The organism is Roseateles sp. P5_E11 (assembly GCF_054049355.1).
In genome coordinates this window covers 1-11,664 of sequence record NZ_JBFUMO010000144.1, presented here as the reverse complement: position 1 = coordinate 11,664, position 11,664 = coordinate 1, and the positions used below count along the sequence as shown (strand labels likewise).

The window sequence follows — 11,664 nt, the reverse complement described above, 5'->3', positions numbered from 1 at the left end:
GGGCTTGGGGCTCGTGYCGGCCGGCCGGAAGGCCAGCATGCGCAGCAGCACCATCAACAGACCCGCATATTCGTCTGGCGCCAGATGCAGCTCGGCGCRGCCATGCAGGGCCATGCTGTACATCAGCTGGATCTCGTCGGCCGGCAAGGCAGCAGCCAGGCGGCGGATCTCGGCGGTCTCGGTGTCGGCATCGTCCAGCGCCATCGGCGCGGCCTGGGCCAGGGCCATCTGCTGCAGCAGCGTGGCCAGGTCCTCCAGCGTGCCGGCGGCCGACAGGCCCGCGCCACGCAGCGCATCGGCCTGGGCCACGACGGCCTCACCGCTCGCCGCAGCCAGCGCATCCACGATGGCCACGATATGGCCGCGGTCGACGCTGCCCAGCATCTGGCGCACGCCAGCTTCAGTGAGCGACCCCGCGCCGAAAGCGATGGCCTGGTCGGTCAACGACAGCCCGTCGCGCATCGAGCCGCGAGCCGCACGCGACAGCAGGCGCAGCGCGCCCGGTTCGGCCGGTACGTTCTCCGCGCCCAGCACATTGCCCAGGTGCATCTGCACGTCCGCCGCCGCCATCGGCCGCAGGTTGAACTGCAGGCAGCGCGACAGCACGGTGACCGGCACCTTCTGCGGATCGGTCGTCGCCAGCACGAACTTCAAGTAGTCGGGCGGCTCCTCCAGCGTCTTCAGCATCGCGTTGAAGGCAGTGTTCGAGAGCATGTGCACTTCGTCGATCATGTAGACCTTGAAGCGCCCGACGACCGGCTTGTAGACGGCCTGGTCGAGCAGTTGCGAGATCTCTTCGACACCGCGGTTGGAGGCCGCGTCCAGCTCGACGTAGTCGACGAAGCGACCCGAATCGATATCCCGGCAGGCATGGCAGACGCCGCAGGGCTGGGCCGTGATGCCGCCTGTGCCGTCCGGCCCGGTGCAATTGAGGCTCTTGGCGAGGATGCGCGACACCGTCGTCTTGCCGACGCCGCGGGTGCCGGTGAACAGATAGGCGTGGTGCAGGCGCCCCTGCGTCAAGGCATTGGCGAGGGCCTGCACGACGTGCTCCTGCCCGACGAGCTGCTCGAAACTCTGCGGACGGTATTTGCGGGCCAGGACCTGATAACTCATGACGGTCATTCTATGAGTGGCCCTCCGTCGATAATTGCGGGATGACCTCCCCCGCAGCACCCCTCACCTACGACCAGGCCGGCGTCAACTACGACCTGATCGACCCGCTGAAGATCACAGCCCAGCGCGCCGCCGCCGCCACGGCCTCCCACCTGGCCGGCCATGGCTTCACCGAGGTCAAGGCCTCGCGTGGCGAGTCGGCCTATGTCGTCGACGTGGGGCCCTTCTATTTGGCCTCCATCGTCGAATGCCTGGGCACCAAGACCCTGGTGGCCGACGAGATGGCCAAGCTGACGGGCAAGAGCTTCTTCGCCGGCATCGCCCAGGACACCATCGCGATGGCCGTCAACGACCTGATCACCGTCGGCGCCACGCCGCTGGTCGTGCAGGCCTACTGGGCCGCCGGCGGCAGCGACTGGTTCGGCGACGCCCAGCGCGCCCAGGCCCTGGTGGCCGGCTGGAAGGCCGCCTGCGACACCTGCCAGGTCGCCTGGGGTGGCGGCGAGACGCCGGCCCTGGCCGGCATCGTCGAGGACGGCCGCATCGACCTGGCCGCCTCCTGCACCGGCCTCATCAACCCCAAGGAGCGCCTGTCGGTCGGCGACAAGCTGGGCGCCGGCGATGCCATCGTGCTGCTGGCCTCCAGCGGCATCCATGCCAATGGCCTGAGCCTGGCGCGCAAGCTGGCCGAGCGCCTGCCCCAGGGCTATCTGACCGAGATCGAGCCGGGCGTCAGCTACGGCGAGGCCCTGCTGGCGCCGACGGCCCTGTATTCGCCCGTCACCGAAGCGCTGTGGAAGGCCGGCATCGCGCCGCACTACTGCGCCAACATCACCGGCCACGGTTGGCGCRAGCTGCTGCGCCACCCGAGCCAGCTGACCTACCGCATCCACACCGTGCCGCCCAAGACGGCGGTGCTGGACTTCATCCAGAAGCAAGCCGGCCAGGACGACCGCGAGGCCTATTCGACGCTGAACATGGGCGCGGGCTTTGCCATCTTCGTCAAGGCCGAGGACGCCGAGCGCACTGCGCAGGTGGCGCGCGACTGCGGCATTGAGGCCTGGGTGGCCGGCACGGTGGAAGCGGGCGAGAAGCAACTGCTGATCGAGCCGCTGGACATCCGCTTCAGCGAAGACGACCTACACCTGCGCTGATATGTGGTGTGACGCTCCACGGGCCGAGCGCTGGGCCGCTCCCGAGCCGGCCCGCCATGGCGATGTGCTTGCGGCTCGATGCCGCAAGCATCGCCGTCCCCTCGGGGGACCGACCGGGGTCGCCCGCGTTCAGCGCGGCGAGACCGGGCGAGGGGCTCCATGAGTTGGTATTACACGCAGATGATCCAGTGGCATGTGCTGCTGGCTTGGTGCAGCGTGGGCCTGTTCTTCGTGCGCGGCCTGCTGGTCCAGTTCGGCAGCCCACAGCTGCAGGGTTTTGCCAAGGACGCCCGCCTGCTGGTGCTCGTCTTCGGCGTGAATGCCTGCCTCGTCGTCACGGGCCTGAGCCTGTGGGGTTCCATCGGCTACCACCCCATCCGCGACTGGTGGCTGGGCGCGAAGCTCATCGCGCTCGTGGGCTACATGATCTGCGGCCACTGGGCCATGAGCCAGGCGCGCCTGCATCTGTTGGGCTATCTCACCGCACTGGCCCTGCTGACCCTCGCGATGGACCTTTCGATCAACCGGCAATTTCTCCCCGGTTAGAATCTCGCTCGACGGGCCTCCCCGCATGGAAGCGCGCCCAACCGGGTCAGGTGGGGAACCAAGCAGCCCTAAGCGTTGCAACCAGTGCCGGGGGTAAGGCTCGTCACCCTCCCCCAGTCTTCATTGCGTTCCGATCAACCCGGCGATCAACCCGGATTTTTTGGGGTTTCGACGGTCCGCACGGTCAGCGTCGTCATCTGGCCGCCGGCCTCCACGCTGCCCACAACCTGGCCTTCGCGCACGCGGCGTTCGCACATCTCGCGATCTTCCATGGTGGGCTGAGCCTGGCAGCGTTTGAGCGCATTCGCCGCCCACTGCTCAGGACGGTCGCCTGGCGAGATCAGCTTGCCCTGGCGCGCCTGGGCATAGGCCGCGCCGGCCTCGCGCAGGCAGACGTCACGCGGCTGGTTGGTCTGGCCGGTCATGCAGTTGGCCCGTTCGCGCTCGTACTGCAGGCGCTGAGGGTCGACGTTCTTGGCCCGGGGCGCTGCCTGGGCGATGCCGCCAATGGCCATGAGGCCGGCGGCCAGCCAGGCGGTGGCCAGGCGACATCGTGAGCTGTGGTACTGGGTCATCTCAATCTCCTGTGATGCGTGATGACAGCGATGTGGCGCAATGTGGCGATCAGCCACGCGCGCGGACCGGCTGGTTATCGTTAGAGATGTAAACCTCGACGCGGCGGTTCATTGCGCGGTCGGACGTGCTTGAGTTGCTGGCCACCGGGTAGGCCTCGCCATAGCCGCGGGTCGCGACACGGGTCGGGTCGACACCCTGGGCGCGCAGCGCTTCGGCCACGGCCTGCGAGCGGCGCTGCGACAGCGTCAGGTTGGCCGAGTCGCTGCCGACGCTGTCGGTGAAGCCCTCGATCAGCACGCGGCGGTCGGGATGCTGGGTCAGGTAGTGGGCCAGCTTGGCGATGGACGTCTGCGCGGCAGGCTTGATCTCGGCGCGACCGAATTCGAACAGCACGTCGCCCAGCGTGACCAGCATGCCGCGGTCGGTCTGGCGGGCCTGCAGATCGGCCAGCTCCTGCGCGAGTGCGGCAGCCTGGGCCTGGGCCTGGGCGGCGTCCACGTTGGCGGCGGCCGCCTGCTGGCGAGCGGCGTTGGCGTCGGCATTGGCATTGGCGGCTGCGATCTGAGCGTTGGCGGCCTGGTTCTGGGCAACGTTGGCGCGGTTGGCATTGGCGTCGGCGCGGGCGCGTTCGCGGTCGGCCTCGGCGGACTTGATGGCCTCTTCTTCCGTGGCAGCGCGGCCGATGGCCATCGCCGTGCGCGCCTGGGTCGATGCGACATAGGCCGCGGAGTCGATGTCAGCGGGCGACTCGCGCTTGGCACTCAGCTCTTCGGCTCGGCGCAGCGAATCAGCGGCCTTCTTGGCGTCCAGCGAGGCGTACTTCAGCACGGCCGGGTCAGCCTCGGCGCTGCGCACATTGGAGCGAGCCTGTTGCAGGGCGGGCGTGACGGTGGGGGCGCTGGCACAGCCCGCGAACAGGGCGGTTGCAGCGGCCAGGGCGGTCAGTGTCGAAACAAATCGGGTAGGGGAAGTCATGGCAATCCTTTCAATGAATCAGGAACGGTTCAGCTGCGCCCGCAACTGCTGGATGCTTTCGCGCACCTCTGCCAGCGCGCGGCTGGAGCGGGCGGTGCGGGCAGTCGCCTGGGCCAGGGCCGCATCGGCCGCGGCTTCATCGGCCAGATGGCGGGCCGCCACATAGTCCTTGCGGGCCATGGCGACGTTGGCACGGGCCAACTTGTCGCGGGCCGTGGACAGCTCCGCGGGTGCTTCGGCGGCATTGCCGCTGGCCTGGTCGACAGCGGAATTGGCCACCGCCATCTGCTCCTTCGGGGCGTCGCCCGTCGTGGCACATGCGGCCAGGGCAGCAGCGGCAAGCACCGCCAACGCGGCCCCTCGGCCATTCATCGAATGGTGATTCATACGAACTCCTGTTGTTTGACATACCCGGCGTTCGAGCATCGCCACCCGCCGGTTCGGGTTCTCTCAGGATGCCTAACGAGTATTCGCGACGGAGGGCCTGGCCCCAGTCGGAGGGCCGGTGCGGCACCGGTCAGCGTGGGGCCTCAAGCGGTGTGGGATTTGCCCTACAGCGGCGTTAGGGCCGCACGCGCCTCAGCCAGTGGCTTGGCGGAAGGCCATCACGGCCTGGTTGCGCAGGGTGCGCAGCAGGGAGAGTTCCTTCTCGCCCAGTTGCACGGCGCCGGCCAGAGCGTGGTCGGCGTAGATGAGCCCCAGGGGCGAACCCTTCAGCATGAGCGGCAGCAGCAGGAAGCTCTGCGCCTGCAGTTCGCCACGGAACCAGCTCGGCAGCCGCGGGGCGATGTTGGCGGCACGCGCATCCTGGATCAGCGTGTCGGCGCCCTTCAGGCAGACGGCGGCGAACAGGTCCAGCGGCTGRGCCGTCAGGTCGATGCGCAGCAGCGGCGCAAGGCGCTCCACATCGGCGCCCACACCGAGCCGCCCGGTGAGGGCCTGGCCGCGCGCATCGCGCAGGCAGAACAGGACACGTCGGAAGCCCAGCGCGCGATAGATGGTCTCCAGGATCATGCGCAGCACGGCATTGAGCTGGAACTGCTCGACCATGGCGTCGGTGATGTCCTGCACGCCGGCGGCCAACAACTGCGTGGCCTGATCGGCGGGCGAAACCGCGCGCTGGTCCTGGGTGCGCTCCAGCACCTGGGTGGGCGCGAGTTCGTGCGCGGTCAGCGAGTCATGCGCTGACGGTGTCAGCGGCGCCAGCAGGCGCTGCGCACGCGAATCCTTGGGCAGGTGCAGCTCCAGCGCCTCGGTCATCTGCGCGAGATGCTGGCGCGCGGTGTCGGCGGCCTTCTCGAAGGTCTCGGCGCTAAGCCCCAGCGCACGCGAGTGGCGCTGGGCCATGGCACGCAGCTTGGCGTGCGCCTGCTCGGGCGGCGTGTTCAGGATCAGGTCGGCCATGTCGTTGCTGGCGCGGGCCAGYCAGCGCTGGCGCTCGGTACCGTCTTCCAGCAGGCGCTGCGGCGCCTCGCCCACCGGGCGGCGCATGGCGCGCTGCAGGCTGTCGGGCAGGCCCCATTGCCGGGCCACACCCAGGCCCAGGGCCTCGTAGCTCATGCCCAGCACCTGAGCCGACGCGGCGGCCTCGCTGATGGCGGGCTGGCCGTCCTCAGTCGGGCTGACGAGGCGGCGCACGGCGTCGGCCTCCTCGGGGAAATAGAACTCGGTCAGCGAGCGGCCGAGGTGATGGAACATCGCGCCGAGAAAGGCCTCCTCGGCCTCACGCGGGTTGGGGCAGAGTTCGCGCGCCAGCGACGCCGCCATCAGCGAGCGCAGATAGTCCTCGCGCAGCCGCTTGGCGTGGCCCTTGTTCTCCATGCGCTCCAGCAGCACCAGGCTCAGCGCCAGGTTGCGGATGCCGGCAAAGCCGATCAGGGCCACCGCGCGCGACACCGTGCTGATGCCGCCACCACCGGCGTGCCGGTACTGGGCCGTGTTGACCAGGCGCAGCAGCTTCTGCGTCAGCGCCACGTCCTTCAGGATCTCGTTGGACAGGCTGGCCAGGCTTTCGTTCTCGGACTGYGTCAGGCGCTGGATGCGTTGAATGGCGTCGGACAGCGCCGGGAAATCGCTCTTGTGGCGCATGCGGCGCAGCAGAAAGTCCAGCACCGGCGCGTCCTGGGCCTCGGCGTCGGGCTCGGCGACAGGGCGCAGCCAGGCGGCCAGTGCGTCGCGCAGCAGGGCCGCACTCGGCCAGCGCGCCGATGGCTCGCGCGCCAGGCCGCGCTGAACGATGGCGCGCAAGGCGTCATCCACGCTGCTGTCCAGGCCCGAGGGCAGCATGAGGTCGGTGGTCTGCACGCGCTGGATGGTGCGCCAGGGATCGGGGTCGTGGTTGAGGCGCTGGCCGCTCAGCATCTCGGCCAGCATGATGGCCGCAGCGAACACGTCCATCTGCGGATGCGGCGGCGCACCGCGCGCGGCCTCGGGTGAGATATAGCCCGGCGTACCGACGATGCGTGATGGTGCGTTGGTGTCGGTCGAAACCCGCGCCGCGATGCCGAAGTCCATCACGCGCGGCCGCCCGCGAGCGTCGAGCAGGATGTTGCTGGGCTTGAGGTCGCGGTGCACGAGGCCGGCGGCGTGCGCTGCGGTGAGGCCGTCCAGGATGCCCAGCATGAGGGTGACGGCCTCGGCCGCCGTCGGGCGGGGGCCGGCGCGCAGGCGCTGGCTGAGCGTGCCGCCGGACACGTATTCGAAGACGAGATAGGAACGCCCACCCTGGGCGTCGGCCTCGAAGACCGGCACGATGTTCGGGTGGGTCAGCCGGCTGACGGCGCGGGCCTCGTGCAGCCACTCGTCGAGGGTGCCGGGCTCGCTGGAATCGGCAAACTGGGCCTTCAGCAGCTTGACGGCGACCTCGCGGTCCAGCAACGGGTCGTGGGCCAGCCAGACCGTGGCCTGCGCGCCCTCGCCCAGGCGCTGCAGCAGACGGAAGCGACCGAGTTGGGGGGGCAGGTCGTCGTCGGCCATGAATCCAGCTCAGGAGCCGCCGCGGGCGGACAGACGTTCGCGCAGCGAGGACGACGGCGCGCCATCGTCGGCCGGCGYGGTCGCAGGCGGCTTGTGCGCGCCCGGGTTCAAGGCTTCCATGACCTCGCGCAGGCCGACACCCAGCGCCTTGGCATAGCGCCGCGTCGCGGCTTCCAGCGCCGGGCGGCGGCGCGCCTCGGGCAGGCCGAGGGCGTCGATCAGTTCGTTGGCAAAGCTGCAGGTCAGGCGGATGGCATCGGCATCGCTGCGCGCCGGATGCACGGCGCCGTCCAGCGGCTGGCGGCGGATCATCTGCAGCAACTCGTCACCCAGGCCCCAGTGCCGCGCCACCGCGGCGCCCATGGCGTCCAGGTCGCAGCCCAGCACGGCGTAGGCCGCCGCCTGCTCGCTCATCGCGGGCGGGTTGGGCTGCTCTTCGGTGGGCTCGGGCGGCACCATCAGCTGGCGGATCTGCTGGGCGTCATCCGGGAAGTGGTATTGCAGCAGCAGGCGGCCCAGGTTCTGCATGACCGTGATCAGGTGCACGACCTCGCCGTCATAGCCCGCCGGGCGCAGCGCCTGCGCGACCTGGGCAGCCTTGGTGACGCGAGCCATCAGCTGGCGCAGCATCTCGGCAGCCATCGGCGCCAGCGGCCCCGGCCAGGGCTTGAGCGCGTTGGCCGCGAGCTGCACGCCGTCCAGGCCCAGCATCTGGATGGCGCGCTGCATGTTCAGCACCGTTTCGCCGTGGTGGCCGCTCTGCCTGAGCGCGTTGTTCACGCGGCGCACCAGCTCCAGGCTCAGGGCCATGTCCTTCAGCACGAATTCGGACAGCGCACTGGCATGCTGAGACTCCAGGCCTGAACCGCCCGTGAAGCGGTGCAAGCCGGTCATCGTCGTCGGCAGGTGGCCGATGCGCTGCAGCTTGTCCATCAGCAATGCGACGGGGCCGCCGCTGTCGTGCGCCGCCGACGTGCGCCAGCCGTCCAGTGCACGCCAGAAGCTGCGCGCAAGGTGGTAGCGCTGGCGCAGCTGGCGCTCGGTCGCCCGGTTGCAGATGGCGCGCAGCGGGTCGGCGATGGGGTGAGGCGTCTCCCAGCCCAGGCGCACCATTTCACGCCCGAGGGGCTGCATCTGCTGCACGACGTGCTGCAGGTCGTTCTCCTCCAGCACGGGCTTGCCGCTGAGGATGCGGTTGAGCAGCAGACCGACACAGAGCACGTCCTCCTCGGCCGACTCGCGCACCGCACGGCGCGTCACGGCGTTGAAATCCACCGTGGCCGGGAAGACCTCCTGCGCGACTTCCAGGCCAATGAGGCGCACCTTGTCGCCGGCGTCGATGACGAGGCTGGCGGTCTGGATGTCGCGGTGGGCGTGGCCGGCCTCATGGGCGAAGGCCAGGCCTTCGAGCAACTGGGCAATCCAGCCGGCCGCGTCGATGGGCAGGGGCGCGTTCTGGCGCGCCAGGCGCTCGTCCAGCGTCTCGCCCAGGGCGCGGTCGTAGGCCACATAAGGCCAGTTCTCGATCTGGCCGATCTCGAACGGACGTGCCAGGTTGGGGTGCTGCACCCGCTCGGCACCTTGGGCCATGCGCAGCCAATGCTCCAGCGCGGCCGCGCTGTTGGGCTTGTCACGCGGCATGCAGAGCATCAGCTCCTGGCCATGGCGGGGGTCGAAGACGCCCCAGATCAGGCTGCGGGCGCTCTTGGACAGCAACGCGCGCAGCTCAAAGCGGCCAAAGCTCTTCGGCGGTGGGGCGGCGGGGCTGGAACTGGAATCAGGCACGGCAGACGTGGGCGGGGTGTAACAGATGGTGTTCCTGCATTGGACTCCAGGCCAGGAGGGTCCAGCTTGCAGGCAAGCGTCGAAATGCGACGGAATTCCCTGGCAGTCCAGGTCTTGCGTGCATCAGCTCACATCTTGGCCCGGATCGTGTCCGTTTTACACCGGCATTGCGCCTGATGCGTAGGCCGTCGCCGCAATCCGGCTTCAGGCTGTGAGCTGACTCCAGACTTTGTGGCTGYGACATAACTTGCCTGCGGCAAGTGAGTCTGCGCCGCAAGGTTCGATCTCAGCCTGTCAGCTGAGACCAAACCTTGTCCAGCCTCTTCACGCTGACGGGCTGCGGCGTGCGCAGTTCCTGCGCGAACAGGCTGACCCGCAGTTCCTCCAGTTGCCAGCGGAAGTCGTCGAGCCTCGCGTCGCGAACACCCTTCAGCTCTGCCATGCGGCGCGTGTAGCGCTGCTCCAGCGGCTTGACCTCGCTCATCAGTTTGGCGTCGCGGTCCGGGTCGGCGCGCAGCTTGTCCAAGCGCGCGGTGATGGCCTTCAGGTAGCGCGGCAGGTGCTGCAGCTGGGCCCAGGGCGTGTCCAGCGCAAAGCGCTTGGGCACCAGGCGCTGCAACTGCGCAGTGATGTCATCGCCGACATCCTTGGCTGGCCGAGAGTCTTTCAGTTTGCGACTCGCATTGGCCAGCTCCTGCAGCACGGCATGCGCAGCGCGGGCCACTTCCTGCGCAATGAGATTCAGGCGGCTGCGGCCTTCTTCAATGCGCTTCTTGAAGCTGATCGGATCGGTCGGCAGAGGGTCGGCCAGGAAGGCGCGGTCCAGGGCCACGCCGATGATCTGGTCACGCAGGTCCTCGGCCGTACCCAGGCCCATGTAGAGCACGGACATGCGTTGCAGGTCGGGAATGTTCTTTTCCAGGAACTTCAAAGGTTCCTTGAGCTGCAGTGCGATCAGCCGGCGCAGGCCGGCGCGGTGCTTCGCGGCAGCGACCTCGGGTTCGTCGAAGACCTCGATCTCGACGTGGGCGCCCTTGTCGATCAGCGCCGGGAAGCCAATCAGCGTCTGGCCACCCTTGCGGACTTCAAGCAGCTCGGGCAGCTCGCCGAAAGTCCAGTCCGTATAGGCCTGAGCGGCATCGCGCACGGGTGCCGCGGGCTTGACGATCTCGGCGCGGATGCCGCGTTCGGGTTGCGGCTTCGGAGCAGGTTCCGCGGCGGGTAGCTTCAATGCCGCCAGCGCCTGGAAGGCCGACCTCGCCTGCCCGCCCAGCTCCGCCTTTAGCGCCGCCAGTTGGCGGCCCTGACCGAGCTGGCGGCCATGCTCGTCGACGACGCGGAAGTTCATGAACAGGTGGGGTGCCAATTGCTCCAGCTTGAAGTCGTTGCGCTGCACGGCGATCTGGCTGCGGTCCTTCACGGCCCTGAGCAGCGTGTCCACCAGTCCACCCTGGCAGAACGGCTGCAGCTCGATGAACTCGGCGACGAAATCCGGCAGCGGCGTCAGCCGCGCCCGCGGTTTCTGGTGCAGGCTCTTCAGCAGCGCCGTCACCTTTTGCGCCAGCATGCCCGGCACCAGCCATTCGGCGCGTTCCTCGCTGACCTGGTTGAGCGCAAAGATGGGCASGGTCACCGTCAGGCCGTCGCGGGCGTCGCCGGGCTGGTGCAGATAGGTCGCCGCGCAGTCCACGCCGCCCAGGCGGATGACCTTGGGGAAGGCCTCGCTCGTGACGCCTGCGGCCTCGTGGCGCATCAGCTCGTCCTGGCTGAGCTGCAGCAGCTTGTCGTCGCTCTTGCTGGCCTCGCGCCACCACTTCAGCAGCGTCGCGCCGGAGAACACGTTCGCCGGCAGCTTGTCATCGTAGAAGGCGTAGATCAGCTCGTCGTCCACCAGCACGTCCTGGCGGCGTGACTTGTGCTCCAGCGCTTCGACCTTGGCGATCTGGCGGCGGTTGTGGGCCAGGAAGGGCAGTTGCCGCACCAGCTCATCCGGCAGGTCGTCGTTGACAAGGCCCTCGCGGATGAAGATTTCCCGCGCGGCCTTGGGGTCCACACGGCCAAAGTTCACGCGCTTGTTGCTGTACAGCACGATGCCGTACAGCGTCGCCCGCTCCAGCGCCACGACCTCGGCGGCCTTCTTTTCCCAGTGCGGCTCCAGCAGCTGGGTCTTGATCAGGTGGCCAGCGATGGGCGGCAGCCACTGTGGCTCGATGTTGGYGATGCCGCGGCCGTACAGGCGCGAGGTGTCGACCAGCTCGGCGGCCACGATCCAGCGGCCCGGCTTCTTGCTCAGGTGGGCGCCAGGGTGGCGGTAGAACTTGATGCCGCGCGCGCCGAGATACCAGTCCTCGTCGTCGCTTTTCTGGCCGATGTTGCCGAGCAGCCCGGCCAGCATGGACAGGTGCAGCTGCTCGTAGGTGGCGGGGCTCTGGTTCAGCCGCCAGCCGTGCTCGGCAATGACGGTGTGGAGCTGCGAGTAGACGTCGCGCCACTCGCGCACGCGGCGCGGCGAGATGAAGTTCTCGCGCAGCAGCTG

Annotated in this window: 9 protein-coding genes and 1 other RNA gene; 3 read left to right on the top strand and 7 right to left on the bottom strand. The window is 68.7% G+C overall.

Annotated elements, in window-relative coordinates; genetic code table 11:
• On the bottom strand, positions 1-1,116 hold a 1,116-nt coding region (gene dnaX / locus ACXJKR_RS13020), incomplete at its 3' end, for a DNA polymerase III subunit gamma/tau (RefSeq protein WP_457323188.1).
• A 41-nt stretch (positions 1,117-1,157) separates the two neighbouring features.
• Between dnaX and ACXJKR_RS13015 the strand changes: the two genes are divergently transcribed.
• The 3 genes from ACXJKR_RS13015 to ffs all read left to right on the top strand — a co-directional run bounded on the left by ACXJKR_RS13015 (position 1,158) and on the right by ffs (position 2,924).
• On the top strand, positions 1,158-2,270 hold the full coding sequence (locus ACXJKR_RS13015) for an AIR synthase-related protein (RefSeq protein ID WP_457323187.1): 1,113 nt from the start codon (positions 1,158-1,160) through the stop codon (positions 2,268-2,270).
• A gap of 159 nt (positions 2,271-2,429) precedes the next feature.
• On the top strand, positions 2,430-2,816 hold the full coding sequence (locus ACXJKR_RS13010) for a SirB2 family protein (RefSeq protein ID WP_162247797.1): 387 nt from the start codon (positions 2,430-2,432) through the stop codon (positions 2,814-2,816).
• A gap of 10 nt (positions 2,817-2,826) precedes the next feature.
• An RNA gene (gene ffs, locus ACXJKR_RS13005) (signal recognition particle sRNA small type) lies at positions 2,827-2,924 on the top strand.
• A 38-nt stretch (positions 2,925-2,962) separates the two neighbouring features.
• On the opposite strand, the gene ACXJKR_RS13000 is transcribed toward ffs, so the two are convergent.
• The 6 genes from ACXJKR_RS13000 to ACXJKR_RS12975 all read right to left on the bottom strand — a co-directional run.
• Entirely contained in the window at positions 2,963-3,391 is a 429-nt protein-coding gene (locus ACXJKR_RS13000) for a hypothetical protein (RefSeq protein ID WP_056198038.1), read from the bottom strand.
• Positions 3,392-3,440: 49 nt separating this feature from the next.
• On the bottom strand, positions 3,441-4,367 hold the full coding sequence (locus ACXJKR_RS12995) for an OmpA family protein (RefSeq protein WP_056198040.1): 927 nt from the start codon (positions 4,365-4,367) through the stop codon (positions 3,441-3,443).
• Between the two features lie 18 nt (positions 4,368-4,385).
• Positions 4,386-4,754, bottom strand: coding sequence for a DUF4398 domain-containing protein (locus ACXJKR_RS12990; protein WP_457323186.1), 369 nt, complete (start codon positions 4,752-4,754; stop codon positions 4,386-4,388).
• Between the two features lie 192 nt (positions 4,755-4,946).
• Positions 4,947-7,343 (bottom strand): protein kinase domain-containing protein, encoded by a 2,397-nt coding sequence (locus ACXJKR_RS12985; protein ID WP_457323185.1) that lies wholly within the window; start codon positions 7,341-7,343, stop codon positions 4,947-4,949.
• A gap of 9 nt (positions 7,344-7,352) precedes the next feature.
• On the bottom strand, positions 7,353-9,128 hold the full coding sequence (locus ACXJKR_RS12980) for an HDOD domain-containing protein (RefSeq protein ID WP_457323184.1): 1,776 nt from the start codon (positions 9,126-9,128) through the stop codon (positions 7,353-7,355).
• Positions 9,129-9,414: 286 nt separating this feature from the next.
• Positions 9,415-11,664 (bottom strand): DUF3418 domain-containing protein (locus ACXJKR_RS12975; protein ID WP_457323183.1); only part of this gene is annotated, 2,250 nt, incomplete at its 5' end.

Bases quoted from the DNA above. Each gene is read 5' to 3' on its own strand.
- ACXJKR_RS12990 (WP_457323186.1), bottom strand. From the start codon at position 4,754: ATGAATCACCATTCGATGAATGGCCGAGGGGCCGCGTTGGCGGTGCTT.
- ACXJKR_RS12995 (WP_056198040.1), bottom strand. From the start codon at position 4,367: ATGACTTCCCCTACCCGATTTGTTTCGACACTGACCGCCCTGGCCGCT.
- ACXJKR_RS13010 (WP_162247797.1), top strand. From the start codon at position 2,430: ATGAGTTGGTATTACACGCAGATGATCCAGTGGCATGTGCTGCTGGCT.
- ACXJKR_RS13000 (WP_056198038.1), bottom strand. From the start codon at position 3,391: ATGACCCAGTACCACAGCTCACGATGTCGCCTGGCCACCGCCTGGCTG.